We start from the raw sequence: 22,218 nt of genomic DNA, 5'->3' as shown, positions 1-22,218 counted from the left end.
TGCCTGCTCATGTGCTGCGCCGGCAAGGAGAGCAAGTTGTTACGAAATATCATCTATCTCATTGGCCTGATCGTCGTGGTGCTGTTCATTCTGTCTGCGCTTGGTCTGCGCTGATTCTCGCCTAGCACGACGTCACGCATTCATTCTGCTCCCAGCATGCCTTCGATGAGGGCATGCAGTTCTTGTTGGAACTCCCCGCCAGGTGAAGGTGGGTGGGGATCTGCCGTAATAGCGACGGAAAGTTTCCGTGCGGGGATCACGTAGAGCGCCTGCCCGCCGAAGCCCCGGCCGTAATAAATAGTTTCGCTGGCGAGTTCGGTGACAAACCAGCCATATCCATAGCCGTCACCTGTCCAGGGTGAACTGCCGCGGGCTTGCCAGGATGCCTCGACCCAGCCCTTGGGCAGTACTCGCAGGCCGTTGACGATGCCGTCGTTAAGATAGAGTTCACCGACCTGGATCAGCGCCCGTGGCGAGAGCCTCATATCGTTGCCCCCGAAGTAGATCCCCTGCGGGTCACGGGGCCAGGCGGGGATGGCAATGCCCAGGGGCTCACCCAGGAGTCGCCTCGCCAGCGCCAGAGTGCTCTCGCCGCTGGCCCGGGTGATCGCCGCAGAGAGCAGGTGGCTGGAGCCGGTGGAGTAAAGCATGCGGCCGCCCGGCTCATCGACGAAGGGGCGTGACAATGTATCTTGCACCCAGTCGGAGCTGGCGACCCAGGCGCCGTAGTTGCTGCCTGAGGTCCGCTCGAGCCCGGCCTGCAGCGACAGCAGGTGCCCGACCGTGATCTCTCGGACACGCGAGTCGACATCGGCGGGTATCCGATCGCCGAGCAATTCGGCAATCGGCTGATCGGGAGAAGCGATCACGCCCTCCTGGATAGCGGCGCCGACCAGCGCCGCCAACACCGTTTTGGAAAGCGACTTTATGTTGGTGGGTCGATCGACCCCTTTGCCGCCATAGGCTCTCTCGAAGCGGATCTCGCCTCGCTCGGCTATTACTACGGCGTGAAGGCGGCCGAGGCTCGACGCCTGGGTGTCGAGACGATCGAGGTCAGCCTGGCTGAGGAGGGGCGGCCCCGAGGCTTGATCGGCCTGCGCATGGCATGCCACGTCGACAGCCAGCATAATAAGCCCCCCCAGCAGGGGGAGAAAAGCCTTCAGGTGGCGCAGGATTGGCATCGGGACTCCTGATCTACTCGATGGTCCAGGCTGGCGCGGATCTGTTATTCGAGGCGCCAGCGGTCGCTGGGTTCCACTACTCATATTTATTGCCAACGAGAGACCATGGCCAAGTTTGAATTGATCGGCACCGCAAGCATTCCCGGCAAGGGTAGCGAGCTGCGGCTGCTTCAGCGCAATGACGAGTTTTCCATCCGCATTGCCGGGACCGCTGGAGAGCTGATGAATACGCGTCTGCACGGTTCCGAGGATGCTCTGGCCGAGCTGGCCTGCCAGCGGGTGGCCGACCGTCCCGGTGTCCGAGTGCTGGTAGGCGGCCTGGGTATGGGTTTCACCCTGGCCGCGGCGCTGGCTGCCCTGGGCGAGGATGCTGAAGTCGTGGTGGCCGAGCTGGTGCCTGGCGTCGTGGAGTGGAACGAGGGTCCGCTGGGCGCCGCCGCCGGCTATCCGCTGAAGGACCCGCGCACTCGAGTCAGCGTCGGCGATGTGGGTGAGCTGCTGCGCCGCGAGCCCGGTGGTTTCGACGCCATCATGCTCGACGTGGACAATGGCCCCGAGGGCCTGACGCGGCGGGAAAACGACTGGCTCTACTCGCCTGATGGGCTGGCCGCCGCTCAGGAAGCGTTGCGGCCGGAAGGGGTATTGGCGGTGTGGTCGGCAGGCCAGGATCCAGCTTTCACCGAGCGGCTGCGGCGCATCGGCTTGCTGGTCGAAACGGTCACGGTGCGCGCCCATCGTCCCGGCAAGGGCGCCAGGCACTGTATCTGGTTGGCCTACTGAGATGGATGCGTCGACTATTTTTCCATCGCAGGATTCTAGCAGAGGGGCGAAACATGAGTGACATGGATGCCGGAGAGCGGCTCTCCAAGCGGCTTGCCAGAGAGCTGCCCTGTTCGCGCCGGGAGGCTGAGCTGTACATCTCTGGTGGCTGGGTGAAGGTTGATGGTCAGATTGTCGAAGAGCCCCAGTTTAAGGTTTTTGAACAGCGCCTCGAACTTGCCCCCGGCGCTACGCCCCGAGAGATTCCACCGGCTACTTTGCTGTTCAACGCACCCGCCAACCTTGTTGCCGGCGTGGACAAGGGCGAAGACCTGGCCAGGCAGTTTATCCGAAAGGCTACGCACTGGGCGGAAGATCCTGCCCGTCAGGTGCCCTTGAAGGCGCATTTCCGCGGCCTGGTGACGCTGCTGCCGCTGGCTCCCGGCGAGGAAGGCCTGCTGGTATTCACCCAGGACCGCGGCGTGGCGCGTCGGCTCGACGAGGGCCGTGCGCGGCTGGAGGAAGAGTGGCAGGTGGAAGTGATCGGCAGTCTGGAAGAGCGCCAGCTAGCATCCCTTTGCGATGGTTCGGCAGTGCCCGGGCGGCGGCTAGCGCCGGGGAAAGTCAGCTGGCAGAGCGAGACACGTCTGCGTTTCGCGTTGAAGGGCATGGTGCCTGGACAGCTTGAACTGATGTGCCGGGCCGTGGGGTTGACCGTGGTGTCGACTCGACGGCTGCGCATCGGCGGAGTATCGCTGGGTCGAGTGCCGGTCGGTGAATGGCGCTACCTGAAACCCAGGGAGCGTTTCTGAGCGTTGAGTCGGACAGGTTGCCGTTACTTTCCCCCGAGTGACCTGCTCTGTATGCTGAGTTTCGAGCATGTTGAACATCAAGCAGTTTGAGTGTGAAGAGCTTGGCCGTTCGGCCCCATGCCGGTCGGTCCCGATCCCCAGGTTGAATCAGAGAGGATGCATCCATGTCGGAAACCTCCCAGACGTCACCATTCAAGGATAACCGTGTCAGGGGACTGGCAGGCGTCGCCGTCGTCGCCGTCATCTGGGCCATCGTTGCCCAGTCCAACTCCGGTTCCCACCGCGAAGCCCGCGAGGCCCTGGAATCCGAACTTGCCGCCCTGGAGTCCCGTAATCAGGCACTGGTCAGTCAGCTCGATGAGCGCGATGAGACCGGCGATGATATCGAGACCCTGGAGGCGCGCCTGGCAGAGCTTCAGGATGAGCGCGATGCCGCCGAGGCTGCCATGGCCGAGGACCAGGCCGAGGCCCGTGCCGAGCTAGATCGCTTGAATGAGGCGATAAGCGAGGCCGAGGCGCAGATCGAGGCGCTTACCGAGCAACGCAATGGGCTTCAGGAAGAGCTCGAGGGGCTGGAAGCACAGCAGGCCGAGCTGCAGGCGACCCTCGAGGCCTTGGGTGAAGAGGTCGAGTCAGTCGAGCAGGCCCGCGACGATGCCGAGGCTGCCCTCCAGGACGCCGAGGCCGCTCGCCAGGAGACCGAAGCTGCCCGTCAGCAGGCCGAGGAGGAGCGCCAGCAGGCGGTTGAAGCACGTGAGCAGGCCGATGCGGCCCGCAATGAGGCCGAGACCGAGCTGGTATCACTTCGCGATCAGACCGCCCAGGCCGAGTCGGAGCTGGCTGGCGTCGAAGCCGAGCTCGAAGAGCGCCAGGCTTACCTCGAGGCCCTCGATGAAGAGGTTGAGGCGCTGGAGATCTGGCGCGACGAGGTGGCAGGAGAGGTCGCCGTGGCTCGCGAGGAGCGTGATGCCGCGCGTACTGAGGTGCAAGAGGCGCGCGCCGAGCTCGACGACGTGAAGATTGCCATCGGTATCGGCCGCGACGAGGTCGCTACCGTCGCGTCCGAAGCAGAGCGCCGCGAGGAACAGCTGGAACGCCTTGAGGCCCAGTTGGCCAGCTGGCGCAGTGAACTCGCCGACCTGGAGGCTAGCGTCACTGCCGAGGAGGCCAACGTCACTGCCGAGGAGGATAGCGTCACCGCTGAGGAAACCGAGGCCGACGAGAACTAATCTTATCTCGAGTTAACGCCAATGTGACGGCGGGCTTCGGCCCGCCGTTTGCCGTTGGGGAACTGGGACGGCGCCTGGCCTCATGCGTATACTGGAACGGTAGTCGATTTCTGGCGGAGCGGGACGACATCGTCCAGCGTCGGCCGAAGACAAGCGAGAGGAGCAGTTCGTGATCGAAGGGGTCAAGCATATCGTCGCCGTGGCATCCGGCAAGGGCGGGGTGGGGAAATCCACCGTGACCGTGAACCTGGCATTGGCCATGGCCGCCGAAGGCTACCGAGTGGGCATTCTTGATGCCGACATCTATGGCCCGAGCCAGGCCCAGATGCTTGGCGTGGGTGAAGGAGTGCGCCCCCAGGCCGCCGGCGAAAACCGCATGTATCCGCTAAAGGCCCATGGTCTCCAGGCCATGTCCATGGCCTTCATGGTTGATGTTCGTGAGCCTATGGTATGGCGCGGTCCCATGGTGGCCGGGGCCTTCCAGCAGCTGCTGTCCCAGACCCAGTGGGACGATCTCGATTTCCTGTTCATCGACATGCCGCCGGGCACCGGCGATATTCAGCTGACTCTAGCTCAGAAGGTCCCAGTTGACGGCGCGGTGATCGTCACCACGCCCCAGGACATTGCCCTGCTGGATGCCCGCAAGGGCATCGAGATGTTCCGCAAGGTCAATGTGCCGGTATTCGGCGTGGTGGAGAATATGAGCCTCCACGTCTGTTCAAATTGTGGCCATGGCGAGCCGATCTTCGGCGAGGGCGGCGGCGAGCGCATCGCAAATGAGTACGAGACCCGTCTGCTAGGCCGGCTACCACTGGCGCTTTCCATTCGCGAGCAGGTCGACGGCGGGCGACCCACGGTGGTCGCTGAACCAGACGGCGAGGTCACCGCCACCTTCCGTGATATGGCGCGCCAGGTGGCCGAGCAGGTGCAGGGTCAGGGGGCCGAGGGGCCAAGCATTTCCTTCGGTGACTGAGCGAGGTGACGCCCGTGCGCGGGGCCGCTATCATGGCCGCCTCGCGCCTCGCGCCTCGCGCCTCGCGCCAGGCCCAAGACTTAACTTCAGCAGGAAACGTCCCGATGAGCATCAAGTCCGACAAGTGGATTCGCCGCATGGCCGCCAAGGAGGGAATGATCGAGCCCTTCGAGGCCGATCAGGTTCGCTATGTGAACGACCGTCGGGTGATCTCCTACGGCACCTCGAGCTATGGCTACGACGTGCGCTGCGCGGACGATTTCAAGGTGTTCACCAATATCCACTCAGCGGTCGTGGACCCCAAGGCCTTCGACGAGAAGAGCTTTGTCGACATCAAAGGCGATGTCTGCGTCATTCCGCCCAATTCCTTTGCTCTGGCGCGCACCGTGGAATATTTCCGCATCCCGCGCAGCGTGCTGACCATCTGTCTGGGCAAATCCACCTATGCGCGCTGCGGCATCATCGTTAACGTGACGCCGCTGGAGCCCGAGTGGGAAGGGCACGTGACACTGGAGTTTTCCAACACCACCAACTTGCCGGCCAAAATTTACGCCAATGAGGGTGTTGCCCAGATGCTGTTCCTCGAGTCCGATGAGGTGTGCGACATCTCCTACAAGGACCGCGGCGGCAAGTACATGGGGCAGCGTGGGGTGACGCTGCCCAGAACCTGATAGCACCCCGTGCCCGATGGCCCAGTAATGCTCGGCAGGTGTCAAGGCAGAAAACAAGAACCCCCGGCGGAGTCATCCGGCGGGGGTTCTTCGTTCACGTGAGCCATGGACACGAGAGCACCCGGCCACCTGGCAGCGTGCGTTGCTAGTCCTCGTCTAGCTCTTCGTCCAGCTCTTCGTCCAGCTCTTCCGCAGCATCGGCGTGGGAAAGTCGAATGCCCTGGGGGGGGAGAGGCATGCCGTCCAGGGTGGCGCCGCCTGGCGTGAACTGCAGGCGTCCCTCCAAGCACCACTTGACGGCGATCGGGTATATCAGATGTTCGCGGGCGTGCACTTTCTCCTTGAGGCTTGACTCGGTCTCCCCATCGACCACGTTGACCACCGCCTGAATCACCACCGGCCCGCCATCGAGTTCCTCGGTGACGAAGTGCACGCTGCAGCCGTGCTCGGTCACGCCGTCGGCCAGCGCCCGGGCGTGGGTGTTGAGTCCCTGGTAGGCGGGTAGCAGCGAGGGATGGATGTTGAGCATGCGACCCAGAAAGCGTTGCACGACGCGCGGGGTGAGGATCCGCATGAAGCCGGCCAGCACGATCAGGTCCGGCTCGTGGCGCTCGATCACCTTGATCAGGGCGCCATCGTAGGCCTCGCGGCTGTCGTACTCGCGGTGCGGCAGCACCACGGCATCGATGCCGGCTTCCTTGGCGCGTATCAAGCCGTAGGCGGCAGGTTCGTTGGAGATCACCGCCACAATTTCGCCGCCCAGGCGTTCATGCGTCTGCTCGTCGATCAGCGCCTGCAGGTTGCTGCCGCCGCCGGAGATCAGCACCACCACTCGCCGGGCACTTGTTGGCTCCGAGGCGAAGTCGTTGAGGGTGTCGCTGCTAGGGTCAGTGTCGCTCATGCCTTGAGATTCTCCAGTCGCACCTGGGGCGCGTCGTTTTGCCGGGCGACGATCTCGCCGATGTGGTGCACCGTCTCGCCCTGGGCCTGCAGGTGGGCGCAGGCCTGGTCGGCCTTCTCGGCCGGCACCACGACCACCATGCCAACACCGCAGTTGAGCACCCGGTACATCTCCTCCTCGGCCACGTTGCCCTGCTGCTGAAGCCAGTCGAACACCGCCGGCCGCGTCCAGCTATCCAGGTCGACCCGGGCGGCGAGGCCCTCTGGCAGCACCCGGGGTAGGTTCTCGGTGAGGCCGCCGCCGGTAATATGGGAGAGCGCATGGACCGGCACACCGCTCTCCTTGATCAGCGACAGCAGCGGCTTGACGTAGATGCGGGTGGGCGCCATCAAGGCGTCGCCCAGAGACACGCCTCCGATGTCGCTAGCCAGGTCGGCGCCGGACACCTCAAGGATCTTGCGGATCAGGGAGTAGCCGTTGGAGTGGGGCCCCGAGGAGGCGATGCCCAGCAGTACATCGCCCTCGGCGACGAGCTTGCCATCGAGAATCTCGGACTTCTCGACCACGCCGACGCAGAAGCCGGCTAGATCGTAGTCGCTGCCCTCGTACATACCGGGCATCTCGGCGGTCTCACCACCGACCAGGGCGCAGCCGGCCTGCTCGCAGCCCTTGCCGATGCCCGTCACCACGTCGGCGGCGATGTCCAGGTCGAGTCTGCCCGTGGCATAGTAGTCGAGAAAAAACAGTGGCTCGGCGCCGGCCACTACCAGATCATTGACGCACATGGCCACCAGATCGATGCCGATGGTGTCGTGTCGACTCAGCTCCATGGCCAGGCGCAGTTTGGTGCCAACGCCGTCGGTGCCGGAGACCAGCACGGGCTCGCGGTAGCCAGTGGGCAGTTCACAGAGGGCGCCGAAGCCGCCAAGTCCGCCCATCACCTCGGGGCGGGTGGTACGCTTGGCGACCCCCTTGATGCGGTCGATCAGGGCATTGCCGGCGTCGATATCGACGCCGGCGTCCTTGTAGCTGAGCGAGGGGCGGGAAGAGGAGTCGGTCATCGGGAGTCCTGTGAGGTGGTCGGCGCGGCGGTGCCCTCATGGGGCTACGGCGCGGTAGGCAAGTCAGGGGCAGAATTGTAGCATCACGGCGTACAGCTGGCAGCCCGTCGGCGGTCGTAGGACAAGGAGGTAGGCATGCTCAGACAGTGGTGGGTCGCGGTAGGCGTGGCGGCGCTGGCGCTGTGGTTCTTCATCAGCATCGAGCCGGTGCTGATGCCGTTCTTCGTCAGCATGGTGCTGGCCTACCTTGGCGATCCGTTGGCCGACCGCCTGGAAGCGAAAGGTTTGTCGCGACGTCTCTCCGTGTCTCTGGTGTTCCTGCTGCTGACGCTGATCATCGTGATATCCCTGCTGCTGGTGGTGCCGGTCCTGGGGCGTCAGCTCGGCCAGCTGGTGGAGTCGCTGCCGGCAATGCTTACCTGGGTGGAGGAAACGGTGCTGCCCTGGGTGCAGTCGCTTACCGGTATGGACTTGACCACGGACATTGACGCCCTTCGCAAGACGGTGATGGCCAACTGGAAGGAGACGGGCTCCTTCGCAGCAGCGCTGCTCTCCCAGGTGTCGCGCTCAGGTCTGGCGTTTGTTGCCTGGATCGGCAACCTGGCGCTGATTCCGGTTGTCACCTTTTACCTGCTGCTGGACTGGGACATCATCGTTGCCAAGGTGCGCAATTGGCTGCCGCGGCGCTGGGAGACCTCCGTTATCCGTCTTGCTGGCGAATGTGACGAGGTGCTCTCTGCTTTCTTGCGCGGTCAACTAATCGTGATGCTTTGCCTGGGGGGGATCTATGCCATCGGCCTGACGCTGTTGGGAGTCAGCTTTGGCTTGCTCATCGGCTTGCTATCGGGGCTGGCCAGCATCGTGCCCTATCTGGGCGTGATCGTCGGCATCAGCGTGGCCGGCGTGGTGGCCTTCTTTCAGGTGGGTGAGTGGTGGATGCTGCTGGGGGTGGCGGCAGTATTTGGCTTTGGTCAGATAGTGGAGAGCGTGGTGTTGCAGCCAAAACTGCTCGGCAACAAGATCGGCCTGCATCCCGTGGCAGTGATCTTTGCGGTACTGGCCGGCGGCAATCTTTTCGGCTTCACCGGAGTGCTGCTGGCGCTGCCGGCAGCGGCGGTGATCATGGTGCTTTTGCGGGAACTCAACGAACGTTACAAGAACAGCCCCTTGTATGACGCCAAGCTTTCCCGACCTGACGATGAGGAGACCCCATGAGCAGGGCCCCGGCGCAGCTGCCGCTGGGTGTTGGCTTGCGTGACGATGCCACCTTCGCCAATTACCATCCCGGGTCGAACGCTAATCTGGTCGCTCGCTTGACCCAGCAGCTTGACGAGGGTGGTGAATCTTTCCTCTTTCTGTGGGGAGGGGATGGCGTTGGTCGTAGCCACTTGCTGCAGGCCGCTTGTCATGCCGCCTCGGACCGTGATCTACGCGCCCTGTACCTGCCCCTGGCCGAACTCGGCCACTTTCCACCGCTGATGCTAGAGGAGATCGAGCGCCTCGACCTGGTGGCCATCGACGACCTGGAACGGGTGCTGGGGAGAAAGCGCTGGGAGGAGGCACTGTTCCATGCATTCAACCGCTTGCGAGACGCGGGCAAGCGCCTGGTGGTGGCGGCCGACGCCGCCCCGAGGCAGCTGCCCGTCAAGCTGCCCGATCTTGCCTCGCGGTTGACCTGGGGGGTCACCTTTCACGTCCAGGGTCTCGACGATGGAGGCCGGCTGGCCGCGCTGCAATTGCGCGCACGAGCGCGCGGCATGGCGCTCCCCGACGAGGTGGCCCGCTTTATATTGCATCGTGGTCCGCGGCGGCTGAGCGAACTGTTCGAGGTGCTGGGCACCCTGGACAACGCCTCGCTGTCGGCCCAGCGCCGGCTGACCATTCCCTTTGTCAAGCAGGCGCTGGGCTGGTAGTGAGGTTGAGGCTGTTCAGCGGCTGAGGTCGACCCTGAGTTGCTGCCCGTTGCCCAGGCGCACCTGCTGAATGATCACCCGCGTCTCTCCGGTGATCGGGTCCTGGCCACTGCCCGAGACATAAAATTCTCCCGAGGGTAGGCCGCCGATACGGAAATGGCCATTGCTGTTGGTATAGCTCGTATGGGTGTATTCCTGAGCACGCGGATCGGCGCGCGCTACGGCCCTCCCTGCCAGTGCCTGCTCGGCAGCCTCGGCGGAATAGGTGGTCACGGGTGCGACCGAAACCGGACGGTTCGCCAGCGGGATTCCGTTCAGGCTCAGGCGCCCGCTTATCTCGGCACTGCCCGTCTTCTCAAGAGCGGCGTATTGCGCCTCGGGGAAGGCTACCTGGCGTTGGATTCGGCCTGGCGTGACGTCGCGAGGCTCCTCGACGCGGTAGGGAACATCTGCGGGCTCTTCTGCCACGCGGTCGATCACCTCAATGCGATCGGTGGTCGACGGGCCGGGGGGCATGATCTCGCAGCCCGCCAGCAACAGTCCTGGCAGTAGCATAGCTATCCAGCGTTTCATGTCGTCACTCCCTGAGAAGCATTATTGGCGCCCTGTACAAGTGCCAGCATAGCGCAGGCCAGTGCCTATGAAATCTTTCTGTTCTCCAGCACACGAAAGCCGCTGCCCTGGAGGGCAGCGGCTTTTCGAAGTGTAGCGTCTGCCGGCCTGGGCCGGCAGCGAAAGCTTACTTCTGGGCAGTGGCCTTGGTGGCGGTCGCCTGGGCCTGCTTGACGTTCTCTTCGGTCATCTTCTGGCTCTGCTGAACGAAGTCCTGCTGCAGGGCGACAACTTTCTCGGCATCGCCCTTCATACGCTCGGCGAGGTCCTTGGCGACTTTCTGCTGGCCTTCCATGTAGCTCTTCAGGCCTTCGGCATCCTTGACGGTCATCAGGGTGCGAAGCTGAGCCAGGCCGGTATCGGTGTAGGCCTTGGTGGCTTCCAGCTGTGCGTGAGCCAGCTTTTCGGCGTAGTCCACGCTCATGGCAGCATAGGCGCGGGCCGGGCCGAAGAAGAGGGCGTCGAACTGCTGGGTATCGAACTGCTTGGCGTCGAAGTTGAAGGCGTTCATCATGGTAGAACCTCCTGGTTCATCTGGTGTTGAGGAGCAGGAAGCCTGCCCTGTTGCAGTGCACAATAGCAAAGAGGTTTGTGCGCTGCAACATCTGTTGGAACGAAAATTTTCATGCCTTGTTGAACCTTCAGACTTGCGATCCGGAGGCGTCGGCGCGAGCCTGGAACAGGCCACCAACGCCGTCTACAAGGAGCCAACCATGACCGAGATGCGACTCGAGCGCGACAGCATGGGGGAGCTTGAAGTGCCGATTGACGCACTCTACGGCGCCCAGACCCAGCGCGCTGTCAACAACTTCCCGGTATCCGGCCAGTCGATGCCGCCCCCCTTTATTCACGCCATCGCGCGCATCAAGCTTGCCGCGGCCCGGGTCAATGCCGAGCTTGGCCTGCTTGATGCCCCCCGTGCCGCGGCGATCGCCTCCGCCGCCGAGGCGGTGATCCGCGGGGAGCATGACAATCAGTTTCCGGTGGATCTCTTTCAGACCGGTTCTGGCACCTCCAGCAACATGAACGCCAACGAGGTGCTGGCCAATCTGGCGAGCCGCGAGGGTGTTGAAGTAAGGCCCAATGACCACGTCAACATGGGGCAGTCGAGCAACGACGTGATCCCCACGGCGATCCACGTCTCGGCGGCGCTGCAGGTCACCGAGCGGCTGCGCCCGGCGCTGGTGCATTTGCGCGAGACCATCGAGGCCCGGGCGGTGGAGCTAGATGACGTGGTCAAGACAGGTCGCACTCACCTGATGGACGCCATGCCGCTCCGCATGAGTCAGGAGCTGGGGGGATGGGCGAGCCAGGTGGGCCAGGCCATCGAGCGCCTCGATAGCGCTTTGGTACGTCTCTGCCGACTGGCCCAGGGCGGCACCGCGGTGGGCACCGGCATCAACGCCCACCCGGCGTTTGCCGAGCGCATGGCGGTGGAGCTGTCGCAGCAGACGGGGCTCACCTTCTCGCCCAACGACAGCTTCTTCGCCAGCCTGGCCTCTCAGGATGCCGCGTTGGAACTCTCAGGGCAGCTGCGCGGATTGGCCTGCGTGATCATGAAGATCGCCAACGATCTGCGCTGGATGAATTCTGGCCCGCTGGCCGGGCTCGGTGAGATCGAGTTGGAGGCGCTGCAGCCGGGGAGCTCCATCATGCCGGGTAAGGTCAACCCCGTGATTCCGGAATCAGCGGCCCAGGCCGCCGCCCAGGTGATCGGCCTGGACGCCGCGGTGGCAGTGGCGGGGCAGAGCGGCAACTTCCAGCTCAACGTCATGCTGCCGCTGGTGGCCCACAACCTGCTTACCTCGATCACCCTGATGAGCAATACCGCTTGGCTGCTTGGCAATCGGGCCATCGCCACCTTCAAGGTGCGCGAGGAGAATCTGGCTGAGCCGCTGTCTCGCAACCCCATCCTGGTAACGGCACTCAACGGAGTGGTCGGCTATGACGCTGCCGCGGCCATCGCTAAGGAGGCTTATCGGGCCGGGCGGCCAATCCTCGACGTGGCCGATGAGCAGACTGAGCTTTCCCGCGGGGAGTTGGAACGCCTGCTGGACCCGGCGGCTCTGACCCGAGGGGGCATCCCGAAGTAGCGCTCAGGTCCGCGGCTCGCGTTGCTGTCCTGTCTTCCCGCTATTGTCGTTCGCTCTGCGCAGATTGCTCGGATGCAAACACGGCGCATTTGAATGCGAACCAAAAAGTGATGGCGAGCTTAACCGTATTGGGATCCGTTAACGAGGCCGGTGGAGCATCAGTCGGCGATATGCAGTGTCACGTCGTGATGGGCCATCAGCTGGCAAATTGCCTGCGGCGGGCGACGGTCGGTGAAGAGAGCGCCAATCTGGGAAACGTTGCCCTGGCGCACCGAGGGGTTGCGGTGGAACTTGGAGTGGTCGGCGGCGAGGTAGACCTGGCGGGAGTTGCGGATGATGGCTTGGGCGACGCGTACTTCCTGGTAGTCGAACTCCAGCAGGGAGCCATCTTCGTCGATGCCGCTGATGCCGATGATGCCGTAGTCGACCTTGAACTGATTGATGAAGTCGATGGTGGCCTCGCCGATGATCCCGCCGTCACGGGAGCGTACCTGCCCGCCGGCGATGATCACGTTGAAGTCCTCCTTGTGCTGGAGGATGGCGGCGACGTTTAGGTTGTTGGTGATCACCTCGAGATCGCGGTGCTCCAGCATCGCCTCGGCCACCACCTCGTTGCTGGTGCCGATATTGATGAACAGCGAGGAGCCGTCGGGAATATGTCGGGCCAGCAATGCCGCAATGCGCTGCTTGGCGTCGAGGTTGAGGGTCTTGCGGGTGCTGTAGGCAGTGTTGACGGTACTCGACTCCAGGCCGGCGCCGCCGTGGACGCGACGGATCAGACCTTCTTCGGCCAGGGCGTTGAGGTCGCGGCGTATCGTCTGAGGGGTAACCGTGAAGTGCTCGGTCAGCTGTTCGATGCTGGCATATCCCTGACGGCGTACTAGGTCGACAATGGCTTCCTGTCGCTGTTGCTGGTTCATGCTGACTCCTTGTAATCCCGCCATTGTAGGCGATGATCGCCGCATTCGGCAGCCGCTGATCTGTTTCTATCCGGCTAAGGTAGCAGAGAATTCCGAACATGCCGGAGCACTCTTGGTGACAACAAACGAACATACAATGATAAACGACAGGAACCTGCTTGGTAGATTATCAGTTTGCGAACTACTCTCGACAGCATGGACTCAGCACAGGCGCCTGCTCCTACCAGTTCAGTGACTCGGAGTGCGCAGGATTGTCGGCCTCGGCCTCAGGGCTGAGCCTCTCGGGGGTCCATTCCGGGGTTTCAGCAAAGTACTCGTCAAAGCGTTCACGGGCCTGGTCGCCGAAGAGGATCTCGCAGGCCTCCATGAGGCCAGGAGACCGCCTGATACGCTCGTTGCTGACCACCAGAGAGATTTTCGACCGGCGACGCAGAAAGTCTTCTAGCCGGGTGATCATCTCACGGCGCTGTGCCTGACCGAGTTCACAGCGCAGGTACTCGGTACCCTCGATCAACAGCTCGCCCTGACGCGGGTCCTCGCGGATCTCCTCGAGCAGGTCGAGGGCGTGAGTGCCGTAGCGCCGCCACAGGCGTGCCGTCAGGGGCTCGGAGGCCTCCGGCGACGTCATGGCGTCGAGTTCCATGAGCTCAGCCTGATGGAGGAACTCCTCCTTGACCGATTCGGAGGGCTCGCCGTACCAGCGATAGCCTGGATACGGCACCGAAACCCCGAGTCGCTTCACCTCATCGACGATCTCTTCCCCGACATTCAGACAGTCGGTAAGCTTGCCGCCGAAGATGCTGATATGGGCTTCGGCGTCATCGGTATCGATGGCATGCTTGCGGGAGAGTTGCAAGAAGTCACGACCCCCACCCGCGCTGGTCTTTATAGCGAGGGGTCTGACACCGCAGCGGGTAGCGATGATATCGTTTCTGCTCAGTGGGTTGTCCAATTCCAGGCGCTTGTTGATGTTGTCCAGCACGAACTGGGTATCCTCGTCGGTCACATGTACCTCGGGTTTCTCCATGCGCGTGTCGGTGGTGCCAATGCAGGTCCGCTGACCCATCGGGATAACGAAGAACAGCCGGCCATCATCGGCGAAAAACGCCAACACGCGCTTGCTGTCGGTAAGCCGCGGCACGATCAGGTGAATGCCCTTGGAATAGGCGTGCTGGTGCTGAGTCTGCTGCCCGGTCAACGCATTGTGCTGGTCGGCCCAGGGGCCCGCCGCATTGATCAGTACCTTGGCACGGATCTCGAAGGTATCGCCGTTCATGACATTTCGGGCACGTGTGATCCAGACGCCATTTTCGCGCCTTGCTCCCTGCGACTCGACATAGTTAGCCACCATGGCGCCGTAGTTCAGTGAGGTGCGTACGAAATTGAAGACGAAACGGGCGTCATTGTCATGCAGATAGGCGTCAGAATATTCGAAGCCGCCTATGGAACCCTGGGTATCGACGATCGCCTCCTGCTTCTTGATGGCAGAAGGACTCAGGAAACGCGGAATCCGTGTGAAGCCGTTACCCATCAGCCAGTACAGCCAGCTACCAGCCCATAGATAGCGCGGATGGTAGCGAAAGCCGCTGGCAATGGTGGTCAAAAAACGGATTTCCTGGACCGTTGAGGGAAAACTCTTGATCAGATGATTGCGGCTCTTGCAGAGCTTGCGTACCAAGGCAAAATCATAGCTCTCCATATATTTGATGCCGCCCCAGACGAGATTGGAGGAGTGCATGCTGGTCTCACCGGCGAAGTCACCCCGGTCGATCAGGCCCACCTTGACACCTTTTCCGGATAGGGCGGCGGCGGCTGAAGCGCCGTTGATGCCTCCGCCGATGACCAGGACATCGAACGTCTCGCTGGAAAGTTTTTCCATATTGCTGTCGCGCAATTGCATGAAGGGACCCCTTCAGAGGTAGTTAAGGTTCTGTTTGGCGGACGCTGAACATTGAGCCCCCCAGGGCGCTCGTCATGCTCGATGGGACGCCCCGGGGAACACAGACTGACGAGAAGGGTTACTCTTCCTCTTCGCGCTCCCAGTCCATGCTGCGTCTGACGGCCTTTTTCCACCCCTTGTAGGCGCGCTCGCGGCTTTTGCTATCCATCTGCGGCTCGAAGGTACGCTCCAGGATGCCCTTGCTCACTACCTCCTCCTGGGTCCAAAGGCCCACGGCAATACCGGCCAGGTAGGCGGCCCCCAGGGCGGTGGTTTCAGTGATCTTGGGACGATCCACATTGACCCCTAGCATGTCGGCTTGGAACTGCATCATGACGTTGTTGGCCACGGCACCTCCGTCAACGCGCAGGGACTTCAGTGTGATCCCCGAATCGGTCTGCATGGCATCAATGACGTCCTTGGTCTGGTAGCCCAGAGAATCTAGTGTGGCCCGTATGATGTGTTCTTTGCGGGTGCCGCGGGTGATCCCAAAGATCGCGCCGCGTGCATACATGTCCCAGTAGGGCGCTCCGAGCCCCACAAAGGCAGGAACCACGTACACACCGCCGGAGTCGTCAACTTTGCTGGCGTAGTACTCCGAATCCTGGGCCGAATCGATGAGCCTGAACTCGTCACGCAGCCACTGCACGGCCGCACCGGCAATGAAGATGGAGCCTTCAAGGGCGTAGTTGACCTTGCCGTCTATCCCCCACGCGATAGTGGTCAGCAGGCCGGACTTAGAGGCAACTGGGGTCTCGCCGGTGTTCATCAGCAGGAAACAGCCGGTGCCGTAGGTGTTCTTGACCATTCCCTTCTCGAAGCAGGCTTGACCAAACAGGGCCGACTGCTGGTCCCCTGCGATACCGGCGATAGGTACACGGGCACCACCAAACATCTCGGCCCCCGTATTTCCATAGACCTCGCTGGAAGGACGTACCTCGGGAAGCATGGATGCCGGGATGTCGAGCTCCTCCAACATGCGCTGGTCCCACTCCAGGGTGCGGATGTTGTAGAGCAGCGTTCGCGAGGCATTGCTGTAGTCGGTCACATGGCGCTCGCCGCGGGTCAGGTTCCATACCAGCCAGGTATCCATGGTCCCGAACAGCAGATCGCCGCGCTCAGCCTTCTCGCGCGCCCCTTCGACATTGTCCAGAATCCAGCGAATCTTGGTTCCTGAGAAATAGGCATCTGCCACCAGGCCGGTGGTCTCGCGAATGTAGTCCTCCAATCCGCGTGCTTTGAGCTCGTCACACAGGGCCGCTGTGCGGCGATCCTGCCAGACGATAGCGTTGTAAACAGGCTTTCCTGTATGACGGTCCCAGACCACGGTGGTCTCGCGCTGATTGGTGATGCCAATAGCCGCCACTTCGGAAGGCTTGATGCCCTGCGTTTCCAGGACTTCACGGGCCACGCCCATCTGGCTGCCCCATATCTCCATGGCATCATGCTCGACCCAGCCGGGGGTAGGGTAATGCTGACGGAACTCTTTCTGGGCAATGCCCACAATCTGGGCGTCTCGATCGAAGAGGATGGCGCGGCAGCTAGTGGTGCCTTGATCGAACGACAGGATGTATTGTTTTTTCATGAGATGTCTCCCTCGTTTTATCGAGTAGTTCCTGATTTTTTGTATTGGTACTGCATTTATCAATCCTGGTCAGATGCCGTGTTCCGGCTTGACCATCGCTTCTCGACGATGAAATCTACGCCCAGGCACACCACGATGACTCCCAATGCGATCGTCATGGCCAGCGAATTGCCGTCGATAAAAACGTGGCGGTAGAAAAGGCCGCCGGCAGCGCCGCCGACCAGGGGGCCCACCACAGGGATCCAGGCATATTTCCAGTTAGATTCTCCCTTGCCTGCAATAGGCAATATGAAATGTGCCAGCCGCGGCCCCAGGTCCCTGGCAGGGTTGATGGCGTAGCCGGTGGTGCCACCAAGGGACAGCCCGATGGCCAGGACCAGCAGCCCGATGATCAACGGATTGAGACCCTCGGTGAATTCGTTAGCACCGATGGCAAGTACACCCAGTACCAGCATGAAGGTACCGATGATTTCGCTCATCAGGTTGGAGGGCGTGTGGGGGATAGCGGGGTCGGTACAAAAGACGGCCAACTTGGCGCCCTGACTCTCGGTTTTCTGCCAGTGGGGGTAGTAGTGCAGCCAGACCACCACCGCACCCATGAAGGCGCCGAGTAGTTGGGCCAGCACGTACCCCGGCACCCTTGACCATGGGAATTCACCAATAGTCGCGAGCGCGATGGTGACCGCGGGATTGATGTGGGCACCGCTGAACTGGCCAACCGCATAGATCGCCATGGTGACGCCCATGGCCCAGCCGAAGGTGATGACGATCCAGCCGCTCGCCTCGGCCTTGGAATGTTTGAGAACGACGCCGGCGACCACACCGCCGCCGAAGATGATAAGGATCATCGTGCCGAAGATCTCCCCCAGGAAAGGTGTCATAAGTGTTTCCTCTATATTGTAGTTGTGAGGTGTATTCGTTTTCGTTTTCGAACTCAACCAAAGGCAGTTTGCCGACATGAGGCTTCGTAACCGCCACAATCCGAGGGCAGGGAGCTATTGCCACCTCGATTTCTCAGGGGAGGGGGGGAGAGGCCGGAAAACAAGGAGCGCCGACCAAGGCGCTCCAAGCGTTCAAAGGGTAATGCGTGTGCCCAACACTTTAAGAAACGCTGCCAGCCAGGCCGGATGTGCGGGCCAGGCCGGTGCCGTGACCAGGTTGCCATCAGTTTCGGCGCCATCGATAGCGATGTCGGCGTAGGTACCGCCGGCCAGCCGCACTTCTGGCGAACAAGCCGGGTAGGCAGAAACCCGGCGACCTTCGATGACCTCCGCTGCGGCCAGCACCTGGGCACCGTGGCAGACAGCCGCCAACGGTTTGTTATGCTCGGCGAAGTGGCGAACCATCGCGATCACTTCGGGGTCCAGGCGCAAATACTCCGGGGCCCGCCCGCCTGCAATTACCAGGGCATCGTAGTCGGCCGCCTTGACGTCCTTGAAGGTGGCATTGAGGGCAAATTCGTGGCCCGGTTTCTCGGTATATGTCTGGTCACCCTGGAAATCGTGGATGGCGGTCTTCACCTTCTCGCCCTTTTCCTTGCCCGGGCAGATGGCATCCACCTGGTGGCCCACCATCTGTAGAGCCTGAAAGGGAACCATTACTTCGTAGTCTTCGGCGAAATCGCCGACTAGCAGCAGGATGCGTTTTGCAGCCATGGTGTTTTCTCCTGATTGTCATTGTAGTGGGGGTGAGATGCCCCTTTCTTGCGCCGGAACTGGTTGCGGCCGATTGGCTCGGGCCTTGGCGTGTCTGCCCGGGTAGTGTCACGGCGCGTTGTGGGAGAATGCTCATGAATGATTATTTATGAACATCTCCTGGCAAATATTGCGTCATTATGGTGCGGAATGCAACATATCAGGTTAAAATAGTTCGGATACGAACATTGCAGGCCTGCAAGGCTGCCGCCAGCGTCGTATCCTTAACGGGGCAGTCGCTAGAGGCACGACGAGCCGCTCGAACGAGACGGCGACATCCTGATGCTGGCGGCGCTGCAGAAAAAAGATGACGGTATAGAAAGCCAAGCGGCCCTTGACGCCGGCAGATGGAGGCGACAGAGCGCGAACGGCTCTACGATGGCTGAAAGGAAGCGATGGAGAGGGTCAAAAGTGATCGCTGAAGGCTTGCAAAATCCAGCGGAATCGGTAGGATATGCAACCGTTGACGAAGCGAATGATGCTTCGAATCGGAGAAAGCAGGACCATAGCTCAGTTGGTTAGAGCGCCACGTTGACATCGTGGAGGTCGGCGGTTCAAATCCGCCTGGTCCTACCAGCTTCGCTTATCATGACAGCAGGACCATAGCTCAGTTGGTTAGAGCGCCACGTTGACATCGTGGAGGTCGGCGGTTCAAATCCGCCTGGTCCTACCAGTTGCTAAGTCGCCCCCGCAGCGTTGCTGCGGGGGCGACTTGCTGTGGGCGCCTTTCGGATAGGCTGGCGTGTTTTGGGTGCGTTGGCTAGAAAAGCGCCACAAGATCGGTGCGGTCCATCAACACGCCAACCAGCGCCTCGACGCCGGCCTGGTCAGCCTCACTGAAGCGTCCCTTAATCGGGCTGTCCAGGTCGAGCACGCCCCACAACTGGTCATTCACGACAATGGGGACGACCAGCTCGGCGCGTGAGGCAGCGTCGCAGGCGATATGGTCGGCAATGGCGTGAACGTCGTCGATGCGCTGGGTTAGGCGGGTGCGTGCCGCCGCACCGCACACCCCCTTGGCGAAGGGGATGGGGTGGCAGGCCGGCTTGCCCTGGAAGGGACCGAGCCAGAGCGTCTCAGGCTTCCGGTGCAGGTAGAAGCCCGCCCAGTTCAGCTCGGGAATCGCCTCCATCAGGAAGGCACTGGTCTGGGCGCTGTTGGTCAGCCAGTCGCGGCTGTCCAGCAGCGCTTCGAGCTGGCGGGCCAGCAGGGCATAGTCGGCTGTCAATGTGTTATTCCCAGCCGGGTACCGCCGCCGGACCGAACAGCTCGGCCGCCTTGGCCTTCACTTCCTCGGTCTGGTAGGCGCGCACCAGCTGCTGGATTGCCTCGCGCTGCTGGTCGCCGCCACGCACGGCGATCAGGTTGACGTAGGGGGATTCCGGCCCTTCCTTGATCAGGGCGTCGTCCAGGCTCAGACCAGCGGGCTGGGCAAAGGTATTGTTGATGAAGGCCATGTCCACATCCGGCAGCACGCGCGGCAGCTGGGCGGCCTCGATCTCACGGAAGCGGAAGTTGCGCGGGTTCTCCACCACGTTGAGCGGCGTGGCCTCGAGGTTGCTCGGGTCGTCGAGCTGAATCAACCCTTCGTTGTGCATCAGGATCAGCGAGCGGCCCTCGTTGGACGGATCGTTGGGCAGAGCGATCTGAGCGCGCTCGGGCAGTTCGTCGATGGTCGAGTACTTCTCGGAGTAGGCGCCGATGGGATAAACGAAGGTGAGCCCGGCAATGGCAAGATCGTAGCCACGGTCGTTGACCATTGCCTGCAGGTAGGGTTCGTGCTGGTAGGCATTGGCATCCAGGCTGCCGTCTGCCAGGGCGGCGTTGGGGGTCACGTAGTCGGTGAACTCGATGATCTCCACGGTCAGGCCGTACTCGCGCAGGGCAATCTCGGCAGCCACCTGCATCACGTCAGTCTCGGGGCCGGCCACGGTGCCCACCTTGAGGCGGTGCTCATCGGCCAGGGCGGCGCCTGCGCCTGCGCCCAGGATCAGGCTTGAGGCGAGCAGGGTAGAAAGCAGTGTCTTGCGCATGGGATGGTCTCCGGTAGTGATAAAAATAATGATAGGTAATAAAAAATAAAATTTAAATATCTTTTGGCTATTTATGATCGCTCTTGCGGACCAGATAATCCCCCAGGCTCTGGAAGCCCTGCACCATGATCACCAGTATCGCCACTGTGATCAGCATGATGGTGGGATTGAAGCGGTTGTAGCCGTAGCGGATACCCAGGTCGCCGAGGCCGCCGCCGCCCACTGCCCCGGCCATGGCCGAGTAGCTGACCAGGGTCACCACGGTGACGGTCATGGCGGTGAAAATGCCGCCGCGAGCCTCGGGCAGCAGTACGCGAGTGATGATCTGCCACGGGGTGGCACCCATGGATTGGGCTGCCTCCACCAGGCCCGGGTTGATCTCGTTGAGCGCGCCTTCAACCAGGCGGGCGATGAAGGGAACGGCGGCAATGGTCAGTGGAACCGCGGCGGCACTGGTGCCGATGGACGTTCCCACGAGCATTCGGGTAAAGGGGATGATCGCCACCATCAAAATAATAAAGGGAATCGAGCGGCCGATATTGGTGACGATGCCGAGTACGCCGTTCACTGCAGGCTGGGCCAGCACTTGGCCGGGGCGAGTCACGTAGAGCAGCACGCCCAGAGGGATACCCACCAGGGCCGCGATCACCCCGGAAATGGCTACCATATAGAGAGTATCCAGAGTGGCGCTCAGAATCAGGTCAATCATTGCGCTGGACATGGCCGAGCACCTCCACGTGCAGATCATGGGATTCGAGATAGTCGATGGCCTCGCGGGTCTTCGCCGGGGGGCCCATCAGTTCAGCGATCATCAGCCCCAGGGTTCGCTCCTGGATTGATTCCACCTTGGCCTGCAGGATGCTGACGTCGACGCCGCACTCCCTGGCCAGCCGCGAGATCAGCGGGGTAGAGACCGAGTCTCCCGAGAACGCCAGCCGAACCACCGGGTGGGTGTGCTTCCCTGGCGCCGTCTCCAGTCGATCGAACAGCGCCCGGGGCGGTTCCAACTGAAGGAAGTCGTTGAGAAACTCTCGTCCCAGCTGTGTCCGGGGGGCGGTGAAGAAGTCACCGACATCCGATTCTTCGACCAGCTCTCCGTCGGAGATCAGACTGACCCTTTGGCAGATCGACTTGACCACCTCCATCTCATGGGTAATCAGCAGGATAGTCAGGCCAAGCGTGTGATTGATATCGCGCAGCAGTGCCAGGATCGAGCTAGTGGTCTGCGGGTCCAGCGCCGAGGTGGCCTCGTCGCAGAGCAGTACCTTGGGGCGGCTGGCCAGGGCTCGGGCGATAGCCACGCGTTGCTTCTGACCACCGGAAAGCTGGGCCGGGTACTCGGCGGCCTTTTCGGCAAGCCCGACCAGTTCCAGCAGCGGCGTCACCCGTTCGCCGATCTCGGCGCGTTTCATGCCCATCAGCTCCAGCGGCAGCGCCACATTGGCGAACACCGTGCGGTTGGTCAGCAGGTTGAAGTGCTGGAAGATCATGCCGATGCGATGGCGCGCCTGGTTGAGCGCCTGGCGTGACAGCCCGGTGAGTTCTTGGCCGTCCACGCTGACACTGCCGGTGGTAGGGCGCTCCAGCAGATTGATGCAGCGAATCAGGGTCGACTTGCCGGCACCGGAAAGGCCGATCACACCGTGGACCTGCCCGGCGGGCACGTGGAAGTTGATGTTCTTCAGCGCCTGGACGGTCTGCGGACCGTTGTCGCGCCCGCCCTTGAGGGGGTAGACCTTGGATACGTTGTGAAGTCGGATCATGGAAGCACCGCAAGCGGGGCGCCGAGGCGGGCGTTGCAGGGCAGGATACGAACTAAGGCCGTGCTCGCGAGTGGCCATC

Annotated in this window: 22 protein-coding genes and 2 tRNA genes; 10 read left to right on the top strand and 14 right to left on the bottom strand. The window is 62.1% G+C overall.

Annotated elements, in window-relative coordinates; genetic code table 11:
- Positions 1-140: 140 nt before the first annotated feature.
- Positions 141-1,181, bottom strand: a complete 1,041-nt coding sequence (locus tag ACFODV_RS01565) for a serine hydrolase domain-containing protein (protein ID WP_379753594.1) — start codon at positions 1,179-1,181, stop codon at positions 141-143.
- A gap of 105 nt (positions 1,182-1,286) precedes the next feature.
- Here ACFODV_RS01565 and ACFODV_RS01560 point away from each other — a divergent pair, with 105 nt between their 5' ends.
- From ACFODV_RS01560 to dcd, 5 genes are all read left to right on the top strand, one after another.
- On the top strand, positions 1,287-1,961 hold the full coding sequence (locus tag ACFODV_RS01560) for a hypothetical protein (protein WP_379753591.1): 675 nt from the start codon (positions 1,287-1,289) through the stop codon (positions 1,959-1,961).
- Between the two features lie 53 nt (positions 1,962-2,014).
- Positions 2,015-2,752 (top strand): RNA pseudouridine synthase, encoded by a 738-nt coding sequence (locus ACFODV_RS01555; protein ID WP_379753588.1) that lies wholly within the window; start codon positions 2,015-2,017, stop codon positions 2,750-2,752.
- 164 nt (positions 2,753-2,916) lie between these two features.
- On the top strand, positions 2,917-3,981 hold the full coding sequence (locus ACFODV_RS01550) for a hypothetical protein (RefSeq protein ID WP_379753585.1): 1,065 nt from the start codon (positions 2,917-2,919) through the stop codon (positions 3,979-3,981).
- Between the two features lie 172 nt (positions 3,982-4,153).
- On the top strand, positions 4,154-4,954 hold the full coding sequence (gene apbC / locus ACFODV_RS01545; protein WP_379754285.1) for an iron-sulfur cluster carrier protein ApbC: 801 nt from the start codon (positions 4,154-4,156) through the stop codon (positions 4,952-4,954).
- A 104-nt stretch (positions 4,955-5,058) separates the two neighbouring features.
- Positions 5,059-5,625: a dCTP deaminase gene (gene dcd / locus ACFODV_RS01540; protein WP_379753582.1), complete on the top strand. Its 567-nt coding sequence runs from the start codon at positions 5,059-5,061 to the stop codon at positions 5,623-5,625.
- A 145-nt stretch (positions 5,626-5,770) separates the two neighbouring features.
- On the opposite strand, the gene purN is transcribed toward dcd, so the two are convergent.
- A complete protein-coding gene (purN, locus tag ACFODV_RS01535; protein WP_379753579.1) occupies positions 5,771-6,526 on the bottom strand; it encodes a phosphoribosylglycinamide formyltransferase in 756 nt (251 codons plus the stop codon).
- On the bottom strand, positions 6,523-7,587 hold the full coding sequence (purM, locus tag ACFODV_RS01530) for a phosphoribosylformylglycinamidine cyclo-ligase (protein ID WP_379753576.1): 1,065 nt from the start codon (positions 7,585-7,587) through the stop codon (positions 6,523-6,525). The genes purN and purM overlap by 4 nt, the downstream gene beginning before the upstream one ends.
- A gap of 135 nt (positions 7,588-7,722) precedes the next feature.
- On the opposite strand from purM, the gene ACFODV_RS01525 reads away from it, so the two are divergent.
- Positions 7,723-8,802, top strand: a complete 1,080-nt coding sequence (locus ACFODV_RS01525) for an AI-2E family transporter (protein WP_379753573.1) — start codon at positions 7,723-7,725, stop codon at positions 8,800-8,802.
- Entirely contained in the window at positions 8,799-9,500 is a 702-nt protein-coding gene (gene hda / locus ACFODV_RS01520; RefSeq protein ID WP_379753570.1) for a DnaA regulatory inactivator Hda, read from the top strand. The genes ACFODV_RS01525 and hda overlap by 4 nt, the downstream gene beginning before the upstream one ends.
- A gap of 15 nt (positions 9,501-9,515) precedes the next feature.
- Here hda and ACFODV_RS01515 read toward each other — a convergent pair whose 3' ends face one another.
- Together ACFODV_RS01515 and ACFODV_RS01510 are read right to left on the bottom strand one after the other, a co-directional pair.
- Entirely contained in the window at positions 9,516-10,073 is a 558-nt protein-coding gene (locus tag ACFODV_RS01515; protein ID WP_379753567.1) for a carboxypeptidase-like regulatory domain-containing protein, read from the bottom strand.
- 166 nt (positions 10,074-10,239) lie between these two features.
- Positions 10,240-10,623 carry a phasin family protein gene (locus tag ACFODV_RS01510; protein ID WP_379754283.1) on the bottom strand — a complete coding sequence of 128 codons (384 nt, stop codon included), beginning with the start codon at positions 10,621-10,623 and terminating at the stop codon, positions 10,240-10,242.
- Between the two features lie 202 nt (positions 10,624-10,825).
- On the opposite strand from ACFODV_RS01510, the gene ACFODV_RS01505 reads away from it, so the two are divergent.
- Positions 10,826-12,205: a class II fumarate hydratase gene (locus ACFODV_RS01505; protein ID WP_379753564.1), complete on the top strand. Its 1,380-nt coding sequence runs from the start codon at positions 10,826-10,828 to the stop codon at positions 12,203-12,205.
- Positions 12,206-12,363: 158 nt separating this feature from the next.
- Here ACFODV_RS01505 and ACFODV_RS01500 read toward each other — a convergent pair whose 3' ends face one another.
- The 5 genes from ACFODV_RS01500 to ACFODV_RS01480 form a co-directional block, all read right to left on the bottom strand.
- Positions 12,364-13,125 carry a DeoR/GlpR family transcriptional regulator gene (locus tag ACFODV_RS01500; protein ID WP_379753561.1) on the bottom strand — a complete coding sequence of 254 codons (762 nt, stop codon included), beginning with the start codon at positions 13,123-13,125 and terminating at the stop codon, positions 12,364-12,366.
- A 220-nt stretch (positions 13,126-13,345) separates the two neighbouring features.
- The gene (locus ACFODV_RS01495; protein WP_379753558.1) at positions 13,346-15,025 is read right to left on the bottom strand and encodes a glycerol-3-phosphate dehydrogenase/oxidase; all 1,680 of its coding nucleotides are present in this window, start codon (positions 15,023-15,025) and stop codon (positions 13,346-13,348) included.
- Between the two features lie 118 nt (positions 15,026-15,143).
- A complete protein-coding gene (gene glpK / locus ACFODV_RS01490) occupies positions 15,144-16,649 on the bottom strand; it encodes a glycerol kinase GlpK (protein WP_379753555.1) in 1,506 nt (501 codons plus the stop codon).
- Between the two features lie 59 nt (positions 16,650-16,708).
- Positions 16,709-17,530, bottom strand: coding sequence for an MIP/aquaporin family protein (locus tag ACFODV_RS01485; RefSeq protein WP_379753552.1), 822 nt, complete (start codon positions 17,528-17,530; stop codon positions 16,709-16,711).
- 192 nt (positions 17,531-17,722) lie between these two features.
- Positions 17,723-18,304, bottom strand: a complete 582-nt coding sequence (locus ACFODV_RS01480) for a DJ-1/PfpI family protein (protein WP_379753549.1) — start codon at positions 18,302-18,304, stop codon at positions 17,723-17,725.
- A gap of 538 nt (positions 18,305-18,842) precedes the next feature.
- Between ACFODV_RS01480 and ACFODV_RS01475 the strand changes: the two genes are divergently transcribed.
- Together ACFODV_RS01475 and ACFODV_RS01470 are read left to right on the top strand one after the other, a co-directional pair.
- Positions 18,843-18,919, top strand: a tRNA-Val gene (locus tag ACFODV_RS01475).
- A gap of 20 nt (positions 18,920-18,939) precedes the next feature.
- Positions 18,940-19,016, top strand: a tRNA-Val gene (locus ACFODV_RS01470).
- Positions 19,017-19,103: 87 nt separating this feature from the next.
- On the opposite strand, the gene ACFODV_RS01465 is transcribed toward ACFODV_RS01470, so the two are convergent.
- From ACFODV_RS01465 to ACFODV_RS01450, 4 genes are all read right to left on the bottom strand, one after another.
- Positions 19,104-19,571, bottom strand: a complete 468-nt coding sequence (locus ACFODV_RS01465; protein WP_379753546.1) for a GAF domain-containing protein — start codon at positions 19,569-19,571, stop codon at positions 19,104-19,106.
- 4 nt (positions 19,572-19,575) lie between these two features.
- On the bottom strand, positions 19,576-20,376 hold the full coding sequence (locus ACFODV_RS01460; protein WP_379753543.1) for a MetQ/NlpA family ABC transporter substrate-binding protein: 801 nt from the start codon (positions 20,374-20,376) through the stop codon (positions 19,576-19,578).
- Positions 20,377-20,443: 67 nt separating this feature from the next.
- Positions 20,444-21,097: a methionine ABC transporter permease gene (locus ACFODV_RS01455; protein ID WP_379753540.1), complete on the bottom strand. Its 654-nt coding sequence runs from the start codon at positions 21,095-21,097 to the stop codon at positions 20,444-20,446.
- A complete protein-coding gene (locus ACFODV_RS01450) occupies positions 21,078-22,139 on the bottom strand; it encodes a methionine ABC transporter ATP-binding protein (RefSeq protein ID WP_379753537.1) in 1,062 nt (353 codons plus the stop codon). Before ACFODV_RS01450 ends, ACFODV_RS01455 begins: the two co-directional genes overlap by 20 nt.
- Positions 22,140-22,218: the final 79 nt, after the last annotated feature.

It is taken from the genome of Halomonas tibetensis, assembly GCF_042643535.1.
Taxonomy (GTDB): Bacteria; Pseudomonadota; Gammaproteobacteria; order Pseudomonadales; family Halomonadaceae; genus Halomonas; species Halomonas tibetensis.
The sequence above is the reverse complement of the archived record's forward strand: the minus strand, read 5'-3'. Positions and strand labels throughout refer to the sequence as shown.